13 protein-coding genes and 1 pseudogene are annotated in these 18,955 nt (G+C 44.0%); 10 read left to right on the forward strand and 4 right to left on the reverse strand.

Features of this window, described 5'->3' with window-relative positions; all coding sequences use genetic code 11:
* Positions 1–15: 15 nt before the first annotated feature.
* Together BDE27_RS16635 and tadA are read left to right on the forward strand one after the other, a co-directional pair.
* Entirely contained in the window at positions 16–708 is a 693-nt protein-coding gene (locus BDE27_RS16635) for an HD domain-containing protein (protein ID WP_099132122.1), read from the forward strand.
* A 48-nt stretch (positions 709–756) separates the two neighbouring features.
* Entirely contained in the window at positions 757–1,284 is a 528-nt protein-coding gene (gene tadA / locus BDE27_RS16640) for a tRNA adenosine(34) deaminase TadA (RefSeq protein WP_099132121.1), read from the forward strand.
* A gap of 4 nt (positions 1,285–1,288) precedes the next feature.
* Here tadA and mltF read toward each other — a convergent pair whose 3' ends face one another.
* Positions 1,289–2,824: a membrane-bound lytic murein transglycosylase MltF gene (gene mltF / locus BDE27_RS16645; RefSeq protein WP_099132120.1), complete on the reverse strand. Its 1,536-nt coding sequence runs from the start codon at positions 2,822–2,824 to the stop codon at positions 1,289–1,291.
* 265 nt (positions 2,825–3,089) lie between these two features.
* Between mltF and purL the strand changes: the two genes are divergently transcribed.
* The 6 genes from purL (at position 3,090) to glnB (ending at position 13,493) form a co-directional block, all read left to right on the forward strand.
* The gene (gene purL, locus BDE27_RS16650) at positions 3,090–6,977 is read left to right on the forward strand and encodes a phosphoribosylformylglycinamidine synthase (protein ID WP_099132155.1); all 3,888 of its coding nucleotides are present in this window, start codon (positions 3,090–3,092) and stop codon (positions 6,975–6,977) included.
* A 708-nt stretch (positions 6,978–7,685) separates the two neighbouring features.
* Positions 7,686–9,125, forward strand: a complete 1,440-nt coding sequence (locus tag BDE27_RS16655; RefSeq protein WP_099132119.1) for a sensor histidine kinase — start codon at positions 7,686–7,688, stop codon at positions 9,123–9,125.
* 5 nt (positions 9,126–9,130) lie between these two features.
* Positions 9,131–10,003: a two-component system QseEF-associated lipoprotein QseG gene (qseG, locus tag BDE27_RS16660; protein WP_244208825.1), complete on the forward strand. Its 873-nt coding sequence runs from the start codon at positions 9,131–9,133 to the stop codon at positions 10,001–10,003.
* Positions 10,004–10,005: 2 nt separating this feature from the next.
* Positions 10,006–11,343, forward strand: coding sequence for a two-component system response regulator GlrR (gene glrR, locus BDE27_RS16665; RefSeq protein WP_099132117.1), 1,338 nt, complete (start codon positions 10,006–10,008; stop codon positions 11,341–11,343).
* Between the two features lie 173 nt (positions 11,344–11,516).
* Entirely contained in the window at positions 11,517–13,139 is a 1,623-nt protein-coding gene (locus BDE27_RS16670) for an NAD+ synthase (protein ID WP_099132116.1), read from the forward strand.
* 15 nt (positions 13,140–13,154) lie between these two features.
* Entirely contained in the window at positions 13,155–13,493 is a 339-nt protein-coding gene (gene glnB / locus BDE27_RS16675) for a nitrogen regulatory protein P-II (protein ID WP_045971762.1), read from the forward strand.
* Positions 13,494–13,630: 137 nt separating this feature from the next.
* Here glnB and loiP read toward each other — a convergent pair whose 3' ends face one another.
* The 3 genes and pseudogenes from loiP to hmpA form a co-directional block, all read right to left on the reverse strand.
* The gene (gene loiP / locus BDE27_RS16680) at positions 13,631–14,383 is read right to left on the reverse strand and encodes a metalloprotease LoiP (protein ID WP_099132115.1); all 753 of its coding nucleotides are present in this window, start codon (positions 14,381–14,383) and stop codon (positions 13,631–13,633) included.
* 241 nt (positions 14,384–14,624) lie between these two features.
* Positions 14,625–14,720, reverse strand: a pseudogene (locus BDE27_RS16685) (IS982 family transposase); the annotation flags it as partial.
* Between the two features lie 108 nt (positions 14,721–14,828).
* Positions 14,829–16,019, reverse strand: a complete 1,191-nt coding sequence (hmpA, locus tag BDE27_RS16690; protein WP_099132114.1) for an NO-inducible flavohemoprotein — start codon at positions 16,017–16,019, stop codon at positions 14,829–14,831.
* Positions 16,020–16,378: 359 nt separating this feature from the next.
* On the opposite strand from hmpA, the gene glyA reads away from it, so the two are divergent.
* Entirely contained in the window at positions 16,379–17,632 is a 1,254-nt protein-coding gene (glyA, locus tag BDE27_RS16695; RefSeq protein WP_099132113.1) for a serine hydroxymethyltransferase, read from the forward strand.
* A gap of 87 nt (positions 17,633–17,719) precedes the next feature.
* Positions 17,720–18,949: a 3-phenylpropionate MFS transporter gene (locus BDE27_RS16700; protein ID WP_099132112.1), complete on the forward strand. Its 1,230-nt coding sequence runs from the start codon at positions 17,720–17,722 to the stop codon at positions 18,947–18,949.
* The last annotated feature ends 6 nt before the right edge of the window (positions 18,950–18,955 follow it).

The raw sequence follows: 18,955 nt of genomic DNA on the forward strand, positions 1-18,955 counted from the left end.
TGGCAAGAGAACCAAATGGATTACAAGTTTGGAGAAACAGGAGAAATTTTGGCTATATCATCTTTTTCACCGTTTGAAGATTTGGCTCTACAGATTTTACCCATGGCAATAGAAGGTGATGATGGTGCTCATGATATTGCTCATCTTCACCGAGTATGGAGAAATGCGAAACAAATTTGTGAGGCGGAATCTGGCAACTTGCGATTAGTGTTTGTCGCTGTGCTATTGCATGATTGTGTGAGTGTTGAAAAAAATGCGCCAAACCGACACCTTGCTTCGCGCATGGCAGCAGAAAAAGCAGCATTGATACTGAAAGATTTGGCATGGAACGAGAAGGAGATTAATGCCACCTGCCATGCCATTGAAGCGCATAGTTTTTCAGCAGGCCTAACCCCCAAAACGTTGGAAGCAAAAATCGTGCAAGATGCGGATCGGCTGGATTCCATTGGCATGGTTGGTGTTGGGCGTTGTTTTTATACCGCTGGCCGTATGGGTTCTTCATTGTATGACTTGCATGATCCACTGGCAAAGCAGCGTGAATATAATGATAAGGCTTATACTATCGATCATTTCTTTACTAAGCTGTTTAAAATTGAATCAGAATTTCAGACTGTATCAGGTAGAAAAATGGCAAGTGAAAGGGCAGAGCGTATGAAATTGTTCCTTAATGCTTTTCTTGATGAGATTCAGATTGAACCGGTAGATTGAGGTGATTGGGTATAATAGGTGGAATTTTTATAAGTAAGAGAATGGGTAGTGACAGAATTATATACAGTGACCGAAAATTTTAGTGATGAATATTGGATGCGTTGGGCAATAGATTTAGCAATGCAAGCACAAGCCAAGGGGGAAATTCCGGTTGGTGCTGTATTGGTAGCAGATAATAAGGTTATTGCTGAGGGGTTTAACCATCCAATCACTGACCATGATCCTACTGCCCATGCAGAAATTATTGCGTTACGGCGGGGCGGGAGACAATTGCAGAATTATCGTTTGTTGAATACGACACTGTATGTCACTTTAGAGCCTTGTGTCATGTGCGCAGGTGCGATGGTACACAGCCGGATACAACGGTTAGTTTATGGTGCCAGCGATATGAAAACGGGAGCAGCGGGATCATTGATTGATATCTTGCGCCATCCAGGTATGAATCACCAAATTGAAATTACCGGCGGTGTACTGGCGGAAGCGTGCTCCACTATGCTGAGTTCTTTTTTTAAACAACGTAGGGAGCAGCATAAGGCATTGAAAAAATTGAAAACTCAGCAACAGGAAATGCCATAGCCAGTTATGGTTTAGTGGCTGTTTCAGATTGCGTCGGCGTTTTATTCTCCGACGCTTTTTCGTGAGACTCAGCATTATTGCTTGTTATTTTGTTATTTTCCACTTGGGGAGTGCTGATTATGGTGGTATCCGTTGGTGCTTCGCTTCTCTCTGCTTTCTCGCGGTTGGCTTTTGCCCTAAGATATCCCTCCAGGCTCAAATAGTAACGCCGGATATTTTCAACATAGCGATAAGCTTCATAGCCACGGGCATAACCATATGTTGTATTGGCGTAGTATTTTTTCTTGCTGAGCAGGGGAAGACGGGTTTTAACATCCAGCCAACTGTCTGGATTACCTTTTTGCGCAGCAGTTAATTTACGGGCATCAAGAAGGTGTCCATATCCCATGTTATAAGCTGCAAGGGCAAACCAAATGCGTTCATCTTCAGAAATGGTTTTTGGCAAACGCTCCATCAGATAGTTCAGATAAGCCATTCCTCCTTTGACACTCTCTTCTGGATCCAGCCGATCGTGAATTCCAGCCCATTCTGCTGTCGGGCGAGTGAGCATCATCAAACCTCGAACGCCAGTGGGTGAAGTGGCTTGTGGATCCCAATGTGACTCTTGCCATGCGATAGCTGCCACTAATTGCCAATCAAGCGATCCCGCGTATTGTTGAAAAATTGGCTGATAGGTTGGTAAGAGATTATTGATGGCGCGAATAAAGGAAATCGTATCGAAATAATCGAATGAACCGATATGGCTGAAATATTTTTCTTGTAACCGTGACATGATACCGTTTTCAGTCAACATACTGAAAAAATCGAGCATAGCGGAGTAGAGACTATAGTCACTATTGCGCTTTAAATACCAGGTCAGGGGATTCTCTTCACTGACATCAAACGCAACTGCCAAATTGGGATGAATACGCTGTTGCAAAGCTAAACTGAGGGAGTCACTGATTGTATAGTCGATTTTTCCCTCAGAGAGTTGTTCGAGCAATTGCTGTGTATTTTTGTGGGGTGTTTCTTCCCAAGTTAACTCAGGATAAGACTTTTCTTTCCACTTTTTCAGTTCGCTTACATGGGCTGAACCTGCCGTGACGATGAGTTTGCCTTTTAGATCACCAAACGAATGTGGACGTGCCGCCCCCTTGCGATAAACCAGTTGTTGTATGACTGAAGCGTAGGCAGGGCCAGTGCGTGTTTGGTCCAGCCTATCTTTATTGTAGATAAGCCCAGCAGCCAGGAAATCGGTTTTATCGTTTTCCAAGTCGTCAAAAAGTTGCTTAATGTTGGGACGAAACTTAATCACAAGTTTAACTCCCAGATAATCGGCAAACCGCTTGATTAACTCATAGTCGAATCCTGTTGGTTCATTTTTGCTGTTAAGAGAGATCAGAGGAGAGCTGATAGTACTAACCCGTAGCTCTCCTCGTGCCAGAATTTTGTTTATCTGCTCCTGCTGTTTATTGGGCCAATTGATATTAAGGCCGATGATGGCAGCAGAGAGGAGCGCGATAATTACGATAACAAAATAATTTATCTTTATGTTATTCAAGTAGTTATCTCTTTCCCGAACGATTGGAAACCGTGTGAAGTGCAAGATAATAGCATGGTTAAATTTCCAGTAATCGGGAATTTTGCGCAACAAAAGGGGGATGTGCAACCCTATTAAACCCATTTCGGCATTTTATTGAGTGTATTGTTGGGTGGATAAATCACCACGCAAACGGTTTCGTCAGAGGAAACATTCCTCTATAATGCTTGCTGTTTCCCTGAGGCATCAGTCAGGCTTTGCTTCTAAGATGAGAGAACCTATTATTATGGAAATTCTGCGTGGCTCACCCGCTTTATCGGCATTTCGTATCACTAAGCTCCTTTCCCAGTGTCAAGATCAACATCTCCCTGTTACCGACATTTATGCAGAATATGTACATTTTGCAGAAGTTAATGCCCCAATTACGGAAGATGAGCGAGAGAAATTAAATAAGCTATTAAAATATGGCCCCTCTTTGGCCAAACTTGAGCCTAAAGGACAACTAATATTAGTCACACCTCGTCCAGGCACGATATCCCCTTGGTCATCGAAAGCGACAGACATCGCCCGCAATTGTGGACTGAAGCAGATTGTCCGTTTAGAAAAGGGGATCGCCTATTATATTCAGAGTATTGATATGGATGACGGGCAATGGCAAACGTTGTCGGCATTATTGCACGATCGCATGATGGAAAGTGTGTTCACTCAGTTTGAACAAGCCGAAGTCCTGTTTTCTCACCAGCAACCTGCGCCGTTAAAACAGATTGATATCTTGCAATCGGGGCGGGCAGCACTGGAATCGGCAAATATTGAATTAGGGCTGGCTCTGGCTACAGATGAAATTGATTACCTGATGAGCGCTTTTCAGGCGTTGGGACGCAATCCGACGGATGTTGAGCTGTATATGTTTGCGCAGGCAAATTCTGAACATTGTCGCCACAAAATTTTCAATGCAGATTGGGTTATTGATGGTCAGACCCAACCCAAGTCTTTGTTCAAAATGATCAAAAACACGTTTGAACAAACGCCGGATTACGTGCTTTCTGCTTATAAAGATAACGCGGCGGTTATGGAGGGTTCTCATGTTGGCCGCTTTTTCCCTGACTCTACAACTGGTGTTTATGACTACCATCAAGAGCCTGCTCATATCTTAATGAAAGTGGAAACTCATAACCATCCAACCGCAATTTCACCTTGGCCTGGTGCAGCAACGGGATCAGGTGGCGAAATACGTGATGAAGGTGCAACCGGACGGGGAGCTAAACCGAAAGCCGGACTGGTCGGTTTTTCGGTTTCAAACTTGAGAATTCCTGGGTTTGAACAGCCGTGGGAAGAAGATTTTGGTAAACCTGATCGCATTGTCAGTGCATTGGACATCATGCTGGAAGGTCCATTAGGCGGTGCAGCGTTTAATAATGAATTTGGGCGTCCAGCATTGCTAGGGTATTTCAGAACCTATGAAGAAAAAGTCTGTTCCCATAATGGTACAGAATTGCGTGGTTATCACAAACCCATCATGTTGGCTGGCGGGATCGGGAATATCCGTGAAGAACATATTCAGAAAGGGGATATTCCGGTCGGCGCAAAATTGATTGTGTTGGGTGGGCCAAGCATGAATATCGGTTTGGGAGGCGGTGCGGCATCTTCAATGACATCCGGTCAGTCTGATGCTGACTTGGATTTTGCCTCTGTGCAGCGTGACAATGCGGAGATGGAACGCCGTTGTCAGGAAGTTATCGACGGTTGCTGGCAATTGGGGGATAAAAATCCGATTTTATTTATCCATGACGTCGGGGCTGGTGGTTTGTCAAATGCCATGCCTGAATTAGTCAGTGATGGCGGTCGAGGCGGGCGTTTTGAGTTACGCAATATTCTTAACGATGAACCCGGCATGAGTCCATTGCAGTTATGGTGCAATGAATCCCAGGAACGTTATGTTTTGGCGGTAGCACCAGAGCAGTTAGCCCTGTTTGAAGAAATATGCCGTCGTGAACGTGCTCCTTATGCTGTGGTTGGGGAAGCAACGGAAGAACGGCACTTGTTGCTGAATGACACTCATTTTGATAATCAGCCAATCGATATGCCGCTGGATGTCTTGCTCGGTAAGACGCCAAAGATGCTGAAAAATGTGCAGGTTTTGCAAGCTCCAGGGCAAAGTTTGGATCGCAAGGGCATAGAGCTAGCAGAAGCGGTTAAACGTGTCTTGCATTTGCCTGCCGTGGCGGAAAAAACATTCCTGATTACGATTGGAGATCGCTCCATCACTGGTATGGTTGCCCGTGACCAAATGGTTGGCCCTTGGCAAATTCCAGTCGCAGATTGTGCTGTTACGACCGCCAGTTTGGACAGCTATTATGGCGAAGCCATGTCAATGGGCGAGCGAGCACCGATTGCATTATTGGACTTTGCGGCATCGGCACGTATGGCGGTGGGTGAAGCACTGACCAATATCGCTTCCGCCTATGTCCAGGATCTGAAACGCGTGAAGTTATCAGCTAACTGGATGTCGGCATCAGGCCATGCAGGTGAAGATGCAGGTTTGTATGCCGCCGTCAAGGCAGTGGGTGAGGAGTTGTGCCCGGCATTGGGATTGACCATTCCAGTTGGCAAGGATTCGATGTCAATGAAAACCCGCTGGCGTCAAAATGAGGAAGTGCGTGAAATGACTTCACCACTTTCATTGGTTATCAGTGCCTTTGCGCGAGTAGAAGATGTGCGCCGTACCGTGACACCAGAGTTATCTACTGAAGATGACAATGCGTTGCTGCTGATCGATCTGGGTAAAGGGCAAAATGCGCTGGGTGGAACGGCATTGGCTCAAGTTTATCGCCAACTTGGGGATAAAACCGCAGATGTTCGCAGCGTTGAGCAATTAGCGGGTTTCTTTAATGCGATCCAGCACTTGATTTCAGAACAAAAATTGCTGGCTTACCATGACCGTTCAGATGGTGGGCTATTGGTGACATTAGCTGAAATGGCTTTTGCAGGCCATTGTGGCTTGTATGCCGATATCAGTGCATTTGATGAAGATATCCTGGCCGCATTGTTTAATGAAGAACTGGGTGCGGTAATTCAAATTCGTGAGACTGACAGAGAGCAAATTGAAAACCTGTTGGCAGATTATGGATTAAATGAATGTGTGCACTATCTGGGTAAGGCCCAGACGGGCGATGATTTTGTGATTTCCAGTGGCAATATGGAAGTTTATCGTCAGAAGCGCAGCACATTGCGCTTATGGTGGGCAGAAACAACGTGGCAAATGCAGCGTCTGCGTGATAACCCTGAGTGCGCAGAGCAAGAACATCAGGCAAAACAGGATATGAATGATCCTGGCTTGAATGTGAAATTAACTTTCGACCCCGCGGAAGATATTGCTGCTTGCTATATTGCAAAACAAGTGCGTCCGCGCGTTGCTGTATTGCGTGAACAGGGAGTTAACTCTCATGTTGAGATGGCGGCGGCATTCCACCGAGCAGGCTTTGAGGCGGTAGATGTTCATATGAGTGACTTATTGGAGGGGCGGATCACATTAGATCAATTCCAAACATTGGTTGCTTGTGGTGGCTTCTCCTATGGGGATGTGCTTGGCGCGGGTGAAGGTTGGGCGAAATCCATTCTGTTTAATTCACGGGTACGTGATGATTTTGCGAGCTTCTTCGCAAGGCCGGATACCTTAACACTTGGTGTGTGTAATGGTTGTCAGATGATATCTAATCTGCATGAATTGATCCCTGGCACAGAACACTGGCCACGTTTTGTCCGTAACCGTTCAGAACGCTATGAAGCCCGTTTTAGCTTAGTAGAAGTGGCAAACAGCCCTTCATTGTTCCTGAAAGATATGGCGGGTTCTCGCTTACCGATCGCAGTGGCTCATGGTGAAGGACAGGTGGAGTTCAGAAACCACTTGAGTTTGATGGAGCTTGAAAAACATCAGCAGGTTGCATTGCGTTTTGTGGATAACTACGGTTCAGTGACAGAAAACTATCCAGCGAACCCAAATGGTTCTGTGAACGGTATTACTTCTGTGACCAGCCTTGACGGAAGGGTCACGGTGATGATGCCTCATCCTGAAAGGGTATTCCGCACTGTTAGCAACTCTTGGCATCCTAAAGAATGGGGAGAAGATAGCCCGTGGATGCGTATTTTCCGTAATGCCCGCAAACAGTTAGGTTAATAGAAAAGGCCCTGAAAATTCATCAGGGCCTCTGTTTTTTATCTGACGCTTTGGTGTTATTCATCATTTTTTCTGGCAGTGTCTCTGTATTGCGACAATGGTGTTTTATGGTGTCTCAAAAAAGAGACGTTTAATTATTTGATATAAATTGAAAAATATTTTTAGATAGTAATATGTCATAAATAAGCGACACTAATCCATATCAAATATGAAGAAGTATCGATAAGAAAATGCAGTAAATATACATTTTTATTTATTTCCAATTATATCAACTGGTTAAAAATAATTTTTCAAGTTGGCATGTAATATGCATAATATGGAGCAGTTGCTCATTCATCTTTTTATGTCGGCCCGCAATGAGGTGGGAACATCCACATAAAGCCCAGAATGACGCCGAAGTAAGGTGCCTACCGTCCAACTTAATGATACTCGCCTTCGGGCCTTATCAAACACAGGGCGACACGTGGAGTGAGGCACCACCTACATGTTCATTGAATAGCATGAAGGTTCCTCATTGGCGGGATGGTAAAAAGTTACTGTCCCGCCATCATTATTGCAGATTGTTCCTGTCCGCTGTGTTTATGTATGCATCTGCATATTCCAATTTACCGATTATTTCAATTATCCGCTGTTTTCAACTATTATTCTGACCATTTTCAATAAGAAGATAAAAGTAACTGTAGCATCAATGTAATTACAGGTTATGAGATGATTTCTTTGAAAAAATGGCGTTTATTTCCACGCTCATTGCGCCAATTGGTTGTCATGGCTTTCTGGCTGGTATTATTGCCACTATTAGTTTTGGCTTATCAGGCTTATCAAAGTCTTGATCAGCTTAGTACCCAAGCGGCTGAGATTAATCGTTCAACGCTGGTGGATGCCCGCCGTAGCGAAGCGATGGTTGGAGTCGCCCTTGAGATGGAACGTAGTTACCGCCAATACTGTGTATTAGGCGATAGTCGGCTAGAAAAGCTTTATCAACGCCAGTATCGGCAGTACATGAATATGCTTGGTAATCAGATGGCGATGTTAGCTAATACAAAGTATACGAAGAAATTCAATGAATTACTGTCAGGTTTGAGCAAAATTTCTTGTAGTAATGGAGCACCAGAAGCGGCTTCATCTAAATTACTTGAAGAATTCTCCAGGGCTAATAATCTTTTGGTACAGGAAACCCGTAATATTATTTTTAGCCGTGGTGAACAACTGCAAAAAGATATCGCCGATAAAGGGCAATTTTTCGGTTGGCAGAGCCTTATTTTATTCTTGCTAAGCGCCTTCTTGATAGCCTTGTTTACGCGTATGATCATTGGGCCAGTAAAAGGCATTGAGCGGATGATCAATCGGCTTGGAGAAGGGCAATCACTGGAAAATCAGATTGATTCCTTTAAAGGACCACGGGAATTACGATCATTGGCTCAACGCATTATTTGGCTGAGTGAACGTTTATCCTGGCTTGAGTCTCAGCGTCATGAGTTTTTACGCCATATTTCCCATGAACTGAAAACCCCTCTGGCAAGTATGCGTGAAGGAACGGAGCTATTGGCTGACGAAATTGCAGGGCCTCTGACGGCAGATCAAAGGGAAGTTGTCAGTATCTTGGATAGCAGTAGCAGGCATTTACAGCAGCTTATTGAGCAATTACTGGAATATAACCGCAAATTAGCGGATGGCGCAGCCGAACATCAGATTGTTTCTTTAAAAGAAATTGTGGATGGTGTCGTATTATCACACCAATTGCCAGCACGGACAAAAAATATTTATACAGAAATTCAATTGGATATGGATTATTGTTGGGCGGAGCGTGGTTTATTAACACGGGTGATTGATAATCTCTATTCCAATGCAGTGCACTATGGCGCTGAATCCGGTAACATTTGGATTTCTAGTCGGCAAGTGGGGGAAAACCTTCAAATTGACATTGCCAATACAGGAACGCCTATCCCAGAGTTAGAGAAAAGTATGATCTTTGAGCCATTTTACCAAGGAAAACTTCAACGAAAAGGTGCAGTTAAAGGAAGCGGTCTTGGTTTGAGCATCGCGCAAGATTGCATTAAACAAATGCAGGGGGAGCTTTGCCTGGTAGAATCCGAATTTGCTGATGTATGTTTTCGAATTGAACTGCCATTAACCGCAGAGAATGACTAAATAATATGTATAACAGGTTTACTTACCGCTTTATGACGGAGACGGAACAGCAAAATATTGTGATTAACCCAATGAAAAAAATGGCTGTCAGGCCATCTATCTTGGCACGTGTTTCGACCCTGCGCTTGCGGGCCATATTGCTATTGTTCGTTCCCTATTTGCTGGCAGGATGTGTTAAAACGAGTGGCTCAGACAATTTGACAACCCTGGCGCAGTCTATCTTACCAGAACAGAGTGTTACGGATTATCGTCTTAAGGATTGTGATTCAATCTGGGACATCACGAAGCCAGCGGCGATGGAAAACGGACTTTATTGGTTGAGATTTATCGATTGTACGGATCGGTTGTCTTCGGCAGAAGCTCGTGAGACGGCGAAACGTTTTGCCCCAGAGACTCCGACTGATTGGCATCAAGTGCTTAAGCAAAGTATTTTAATTGGCAGGGCGACTTCTGTGTTAGCTGAACGCAGGAAAACGGTGGAATACTTTAATCGGTATAGTGCACAATTTCCTATCGCTTTGCGGCCATTACTTCAATTGTGGCGTGAACAGCAATATCTGAAAATTAATCTTGCTGAAGAAAGAGTCAAATTCCAGCGCTTCCAGTTTGACAGTGATAGCAAAATTGATCGTCTGAAAGAAACACGAGCACGTTTAGAATATGAGCTTCATTCAATGTCCCGCAAACTAGAAAATCTGACCGATATTGAACGCCAACTTTCCTCCCGTAAACAAGAACAAAGTAGTGTTGCTACTCCTAATGCGAACACTTCATCGGATAATAAAGCAGAACTGAAAGACAAACCCGCAACAAACGCGGATACTAAAGCGGAAGCCAATCCTTCAGAAGAAAAATCAGAAGAAAAAGGAGCCGAATAATAATGACAGTACGCAATTCCGCCCATCTTCTTTTAGTTGATGATGATCCTGGCTTGCTAAAACTATTGGGAATGCGTTTGACCAGTGAAGGCTTTCGTGTCACGACCGCAGAGAGTGGTTTTGAGGCGTTACGCATACTGGCGAGAGAAAAAGTAGATTTAGTGATCAGTGATTTACGCATGGATGAAATGGATGGTATGGCGCTGTTTGTGGAAATTCAGAAACAGCATCCCGGTATGCCTGTCATTATTCTGACTGCACATGGTTCTATTCCTGATGCGGTGGCAGCAACGCAGCAAGGTGTATTTAGTTTTCTGACCAAGCCTGTTGATCGTGACGCACTTTATAAAGCCATTGATGATGCGTTGGAACTATCAACACCAGCCATTGATGGACAATGGAGCGAGAAAATCGTTACCCGTAGCCCTCTGATGCTGCGCCTATTGGAACAGGCAAAGATGGTGGCTCAATCCGATGTGAGTGTGCTGATTAACGGGCAAAGTGGAACTGGTAAAGAGGTTCTGGCTCAGGCTATTCATCGGGTAAGTCCTAGAGTGAAGAAGCCTTTTATTGCCATTAACTGTGGTGCCTTACCTGAACAATTGCTTGAATCTGAATTATTTGGCCATGCCAAAGGTGCATTTACGGGCGCTGTCAGCAGCCGAGAAGGACTATTTTTAGCGGCGCAAGGAGGAACATTATTCCTTGATGAGATCGGTGATATGCCGATGGCGTTGCAAGTTAAGCTCTTGAGAGTGTTACAAGAGCGCAAAGTTCGCCCATTGGGGAGTAATCGGGATGTCGATATTGATGTCAGAATTATTTCTGCCACTCACCGAGACTTGCCTAAGGCCATGCAGCGTAATGAGTTTCGGGAAGATCTCTACTATCGATTAAACGTTGTTAATTTGAAAATTCCTGCTTTGAACGAACGTGCAGAAGATATTCCTCTATTGGCTAATCATCTGTTACGTGATGCTGCCAAACGCCATAAACCTTTTGTTCGCAGCTTTTCTACCACGGCCATGAAATGCCTGATGGCAGCAAGTTGGCCGGGTAATGTGCGTCAATTAGTCAATGTCATTGAACAGTGTGTGGCATTGACGATGGCTCCGGTCATTAGTGATGCTCTGGTTACTCAGGCATTGGAAGGGGAAAATACGGCATTGCCGACATTCGTGGAAGCCCGTGGGCAGTTTGAACTGAATTATCTGCGTAAATTGTTGCAGATAACCAAAGGTAATGTGACCCATGCTGCCCGCATGGCAGGGCGTAACCGGACAGAATTTTATAAATTGCTGGCACGCCACGAACTGGATTCTAACGATTTTAAGGAATAACTTTTCTGCTACCGCAGAAATTCTTACACTGAATGGAAATTATATACCCCGTTAAGTTTCAGATTGCGAAATACAAGCAGCTTGAAAAGCACCGGGTATAGAGATTGAATTGCTTTGCTGCTGAAATCCAGTAAAGAAGATAGATGATTTATGGCCCAGGAGAGCCGCATTCTATGAGTCGTACTCTTAATATCGCTCTTGCCCAGTTAAATTGGTTGGTAGGAGACATTGAAGGCAACAGCGAACGTATGTTGCAGACAGTTCGGGAGCAGCAGGCAAAAGGCGCTGATCTGGTTATGTTTTCTGAGCTGGCGCTGTCTGGCTATTTTCCTGAAGATTTGTTATTCCGCTCTGATTTACATCAGCGTTGTTGTGAACAATTGGTACGTTTGCAACAAGCAAGCGCTCAGGTTGGTATTTTGGTAGGGCATCCGTGGCAACAGGATGGCAAACTTTACAACGCACTTTCCCTGTTTTGGCAAGGGGAAATTGTGGCACGTTACTTCAAACAGTTACTGCCAAATTATGGCGTTTTTGATGAAGAGCGTTATTTCAAAGCGGGGGATCAAAACTGTGTTATACCATTCAAGGGTTATAACCTCGGTTTGTTGATTTGTGAAGATTTGTGGTTTGATGCCCCAATTGATGCCTTGAAACAGGCTGGTGCAGAAATCATCTTGTCGATTAACGCCTCTCCTTTTAATCGTGAAAAACCGAATATCCGCAGTACATTAATTAAGTCCCACTGTCAGCGTACTCATTTGCCAATTATCTATCTTAATCAGGTGGGTGGGCAAGATCAGCTTATCTTTGATGGCTGTTCTAAGGTCTTTGATGCCAATGGTGAAATAACCCATCGCATGGCGGCATTTGAGGAACAGGTTGAGCAATGCCGTTTCAATGAGATGAAGATTGAACCAATGGCAAATCCGATCCCTCAATTGCCCCCTCTGGCGCAAATTTATAAGGCGCTGGTGCTGTCTGTACGTGATTATGTGCAAAAAAACGGTTTTAAAGGCGTCTTGCTTGGTTTGTCAGGTGGGATTGATTCCGGATTGACATTGGCGATTGCTGTGGATGCTTTGGGCAAAGATCACGTGCAGGCGGTCATGATGCCATTCCGCTATACCTCAGAAATGAGTATCCACGATGCCAGAGAACAGGCAGAATTGCTGGGGGTTGAATTTGACGTTGTTTCCATCGAACCCATGTTTGATGCGTTTATGGCACAGCTTGAACCCATGTTCGCGGGAACAGAAAAAGATACGACAGAAGAGAATTTACAGGCACGTTGCCGCGCAGTTATTTTGATGGCAATGTCTAACAAGCGTCGTCGCCTGGTATTGACCACCAGTAACAAAAGTGAATCGGCAGTAGGGTACTCAACCCTGTACGGTGATATGGCAGGTGGCTTTAATGCTTTGAAAGATGTCCCTAAAACGATGGTATTTGCATTGGCTAAATATCGTAATACAGTATCCCCAGCTATTCCTCAGCGTGTGATTGATCGTCCACCGTCAGCGGAGTTGGCACCAAATCAACTGGATCAGGACAGCCTTCCTCCATATGACATTTTGGATGCGATTCTCGAAGGGTATGTTGAAAAAGATAAATCAGTGGCTGATCTGGTATCTGAAGGTTTTGATGACGCCATTGTGCGCAAGGTGATCCGACTGGTTGACATTAATGAATATAAACGTCGCCAAGCACCTATTGGCCCACGCATTACGCAGCGTGATTTTGGTAAAGATCGGCGTTACCCGATAACTTCCGGTTTCGGACGTAACAATTGGTAATTACAGGAAAACTTCATGAAAAAGATTGATGCAATTATCAAACCCTTCAAGCTGGATGATGTGCGTGAAGCTCTGGCTGAAGTGGGTATCACTGGTATGACCGTGACAGAAGTGAAAGGATTTGGCCGTCAGAAAGGGCATACTGAACTGTATCGTGGCGCAGAATATATGGTAGATTTTCTGCCAAAGGTAAAAATAGAAATTGTCGTACCGGATGATATTGTTGATACCTGCGTCGAGACAATCATGCAGGTTGCACAAACAGGCAAAATTGGCGATGGCAAAATTTTTGTTTTCGATGTTGCCCGTGTTGTGCGTATCCGTACCGGTGAGCAGGACGAAGAAGCGATTTAATTAAGTCACTAAAATCATCTGAAAAAGTGATAACGGGAATATTATCGGTTAGCCCACACCCTAATGTGAGATGACGTGCGGGGATGTCCGATTTTCAATCCGTTATCACTTATCTTACTTGTATTGTACAGAAATTATTATTTCTTATCTGCTGCGATACGATCACGAACGTGTTGAGCGCGCTCCTGTGAAGGTGGGTGTGAATCAAACATGCTGGTTTCACCACTGCCCAGTTTAGCCAGTTTCTCGAAGCTGGTTGCTAAACCTTCAGTTTTGATATTGCGTTTTTTCATCAGATCATAAGAGAAGTCATCAGCCTGACTTTCCTGATGTTGCGAGAACTGCGAGTTGATCAGTTTTTCACCCAGTGCTGCAAGCTGAGAATCGCTCAGTTGCGCGGCGACACCGCCGGCTGATGCAGCTGCGGTACGTGCAGCAACTGTAGCATAAGCAACCTGCATTGCTTTACGGGTGTGGCCCAGTGCAACGTGACCCATTTCATGGCCCAGAACGCCTTCTACTTCATTGTCGTTCATCATGTCCATCAGGCCGCTGTATACACGCACACAACCGTTAGCCATTGCCCATGCATTCACATCCTTAGTCAGATAAACTTTATAGTTAACCGATGTACCGTTAACTTCGCTACCTAATGCTTTGGCGATTTTGTTCAGACGCTTAGTGTATTGGCTGGATGCCGGTGCAATTTTATTCTGTGCATCCATATCCTTACATGCTTGGTTAGATAACTGTTTGACATCAGAATCACTTAGTGTTGCCGCTTGGAATAATTGCATTCCAGAATGAGTCAGCATTCCCTGATCAATATTCTTACAACCTGTCAGAATTGCAGCAGAAACAGCGACTGCAACAAGAGCTTTAATTTTCATAATATTGTTTTTCCTTTGCAATACACGCAACTATAGTTTTTTAAAAGCGTTAAAAGACTATGAATTTTGCTAAAAATAACAATAGGAATAAACTCTAATATTTATGATTATGTGAATGCGGTAACATTTTTAAAAAATAATCAAATCATAAGTAAAATAATTTAGTTTAAATTATTTTAACAAAATGGCTTTTCGTTTATTTAAATGAGTTCTTAAAATGCCAGCTCATTTTCTCTTACCGACGACGCCCGTTGTCGAGACAACATTGTTCCCATTGAGGAAGGAAAAAACGGCAAAAATCATCGATATCACAGAAAATTTCAACTAATTTATCCATAACCTGCTCCTTTTTAGGTCGGTATTTTATTGGTCTAACATACTGATCTTGGAACAGGCTTTTGGTTCAATTTCTTATCCAGAATTCGGGTGTATTAGGTAAACCGTACTAAATGACTTTATGTGGGCCAAAACATTCATAATGGATATGTTGCTCATCAATGCCCATTGCCAGCAATTGTTTGGCGATATGTTGCATGAAAGCCACTGGTCCACAGAAATAGAATTGCATTCCTTCTGCCGTTATTGCTTTCTCCACGAGGGATAGATCCATAAGCCCAGTATGTTGGTAATGTATGCCTTTCTGATCTACGTCCCTAGGTTCACGATACCAAACTTGTGAATACAAATTAGGCATAGATTGGGAAATTTCATTTACCTTATTTGCAAAAGCATGATGGCCGCCATGCTCTGCGGCATGGAACCAATTTACTGAGCCAACGTGATTATGGTTATGCAGGTGTTGCAGCATACTCATCATCGGAGTCAAACCAACTCCAGCAGAAACCAGCGTGACTGGCGTATCAGATTGCACATCAAGGAAGAAATCACCGTGTGGTGCTGCCAGCATCACAATATCCCCTTCCTGTACCTTATCGTGCAGGTGGTTTGAAATTTTGCCCTGAGGTTCACGCTTGACGGCAATTTGGTAACGGGTTCCGTTTGGTGCGGCGGTCAGCGAATATTGGCGGATTTCACGGTTTTCAAGTGCTGGATCTTCTATATAGATCGCCAAATATTGCCCTGGCTTGTAATCCATGACCTTGCCACCATCAACAGGCACAAACTCAAAGCTAGTGATGACATCACTTTGTGGTTGTTTTCGGCTAACACGAAACTGACGTAGATGACGCCAACCACCTTCCAGGGATTCACCGCTGTGATAAATTTCCTCTTCTCGATTGATAAAGACATTAGCTAATACGTTGTAGGCTTTTCCCCAGGCATTAAGAACTTCGTCACCAGGATGAAACATTTCATCAATCGTTGCCAGTAGGTGCTTACCTACAATTTGATAATGCTCAGGTTGGATACTGAGGCTGGCATGTTTATGGGCGATTTTTTCTACGGCAGGTAAGAGTGCTGACAGATTATCGATATTGCCAGCATAAGCGCAAAGGGCATTGAAAAGCGCTTCACGTTGATCACCGTTGATCTGGTGACTCATGTTAAAAATATCTTTTAATTCAGGATTATGCTTGAACATACGTTCGTAAAAATGCGCAGTGAGATTAGGACCTGTAGAAACAATTAATGGAATGGTCGATTTTATGGTTGCGATAACCTGACTGTCTAGCATGGGGATCTCCTGAATTTTTCTCACATAATGCTGGAATCTATAAGTTGTATTTTAAATGCAACTTATAGAGTTTGGGAATATATCAAATTGAAAAAAGATAATTATCTTTCCTTAAATCAAAAAAATAGAATTTTAATTACCATGAATCGCGACCAGGATCACAAATATCAGTAATAAATCCGTAATCATTAGCGAAACAGTAGGTTATTTAGCTTCTAATGGGCTGCCAAGGTGTAATGCAAACGTTTGCGTAATTTATTTTGTCAAGACTATCTCATTCGATAAAAAGAGTTTACACTGTGTGCCATTCTGGCCCTCAGGGGTATTTTTTAGAGATGTAGCTGAGTCAGGAGAACCAAATGTTAAAGCGTGAAATGAATATTGCGAATTACGATCCCGAACTGTGGCAAGCGATGGAACAGGAAGTTTGTCGTCAAGAAGAACACATTGAATTGATTGCTTCTGAAAACTACACCAGCCCAAGAGTAATGCAGGCACAAGGCTCTCAGCTTACTAACAAGTATGCGGAAGGTTATCCGGGTAAACGTTACTACGGTGGCTGTGAGTATGTCGATGTAGTTGAACAGCTTGCGATTGACCGCGCAAAAGCGCTGTTTGGTGCAGATTATGCTAATGTCCAGCCACACTCTGGTTCTCAGGCAAATGCTGCGGTGTATATGACGCTGCTAAAACCCGGCGATACAGTTTTAGGGATGAATCTGGCGCACGGTGGCCATCTGACTCACGGCTCTCCAGTTAACTTCTCTGGTAAACTTTATAACATCGTACCCTATGGTATTGATGAAAAAGGTAAGATCGATTACAACGATATTCGCATCCAGGCGCAAAAACATCAGCCTAAAATGATCATTGGTGGCTTCTCTGCTTATTCTGGCGTTGTTGATTGGGCGAAGATGCGTGAAATTGCGGATGAAATTGGTGCTTATCTGTTCGTTGACATGGCTCACGTAGCGGGTCTGGTTGCAGCAGGGGTTTATCCAAACCCAGTTCCTCATGCACACGTTGTGACAACAACAACGCACAAAACATTGGCTGGCCCACGTGGTGGCCTGATTTTGGCGAAGGGCGGCGATGAAGAATTTTACAAGAAACTGAATTCTTCTGTTTTCCCTGGTTCTCAGGGCGGCCCGTTGATGCACGTTATTGCCGGTAAGGCAGTTGCATTGAAAGAAGCGATGGAGCCTGAATTCAAAGCCTACCAACATCAAGTTGCTAAGAACGCAAAAGTAATGGTAGAAGTATTCCTGCAACGCGGTTACAAAGTGGTTTCTGGGGAAACTGAAAACCATTTGTTCTTGCTGGATCTGGTGGACAAAGACATTACGGGTAAAGATGCTGATGCGGCCTTGGGGCGTGCCAATATCACTGTTAACAAAAATAGCGTACCTAATGATCCACGCAGCCCATTCGTCACCTCTGGTGTCCGTATCGGAACGCCTGCAATTACCCGCCGTGGCTTCAAGGAAACAGAATCCCGTGAACTGGCTGGTTGGATGTGTGATGTGCTGGATAACATCAATGATGAAGCAACCATTGAAAGTGTTAAGCAAAAGGTATTGGATATCTGCGCAAAATATCCGGTTTACGCATAATTTAAATAAAATGTAGTATCAGTAATAAGCCCGACTCATAACGTAAGTTTTGAGCGGGTTTTTTGTATCAAAAACGGGGGCATTTGGATGGTTGTTCCATCGACATTTTGGTTGAGCTTGGGCTATTTCACCTATTTTTTCTCTTACGGCATATTCTTGCCTTTTTGGTCTGTCTGGTTAAAAGGTGAAGGTATTGATGCCTCAATGATAGGGATATTGCTAGGTGTTGGAATGGTAGCTCGCTTTGTCGGCAGTCTGGTTATCTCTCCTACGGTAAAAGACCCCGCTAAATTAATTAAAGCATTACGTCTCCTCTCATTGTTGGCATTGCTTTTTACCATTGGCTTTGTATTCGACAGCCATTGGGCATGGCTTTTCTTTATCATGATTGGTTTCAACTTATTCTTCTCACCACTCGTTCCCTTATCAGATGCTTTGGCAGGAACATGGCAAAAGCAGTTTACGTTTGATTATGGCAAGGTAAGGGTTTGGGGTTCGATTGCATTTGTTATTAGTTCTTCATTGGCGGGCATATTGATGTCTGCCAATGGGATAAATTTCTCAATCAGCAGCCTGAATTTTGGCTGGAATATATCGTTTGACAGTTTAAATCATTGGATCGGTCGCGAGTTATTTGGCACACACCATATCATTCTTGCTTTTTTGTTATTCAGTGTTACAGCCATGTCATTGGCAATGATGTTGAAACCTTCCATCATGCCGGCAGGTAAGATTAAAGCCGCCAATATCAATGCCGTTTCTTTTAAAGAACTCTTATCCGAAAAATCAGTGTGGCAGTTTTTACTCTGTGTAACTTTATTGCAGGCTGCTCATGCGGGGTATTACAGTTTTGGCTCCATTTATTGGGCGCAAGCGGGTTATTCCTCATCAACCATTGGTTATCTCTGGTCTTTGGGCGTGGTGGCGGAAGTTGTTATCTTTACTTTTAGCAAGCAATTATTCCGCCGTTGGAGCGCCCGTAATCTGCTGTTATTGTCAGGAATTTGTGGTGTTGTTCGCTGGGGGCTCATGGGAATCTCGACCGAATTATCGGTGTTGATTATTATTCAAATCCTGCATTGTGGTACTTTTACAGTCTGCCATTTGGCTGCGATGCGTTTTATTGGCGCCAGAAAAGAAAACGAAATCATCCGGTTGCAGGCGACTTACTCTGCTGTAGCAATGGGGGGCGGTATTGCCGTCATGAGTATGATTGCTGGTTTCATGTATGAACAGATAGGAAATGGTATATTTTGGGTGATGGCACTGGTTGTGTTGCCTGCCCTGTTCCTGAGACCAAAAGTTGAAGCCCATTGACTCTCG

This window comes from Xenorhabdus ehlersii (assembly GCF_003610465.1).
In the GTDB taxonomy this organism is placed as follows: Bacteria; Pseudomonadota; Gammaproteobacteria; order Enterobacterales; family Enterobacteriaceae; genus Xenorhabdus; species Xenorhabdus ehlersii.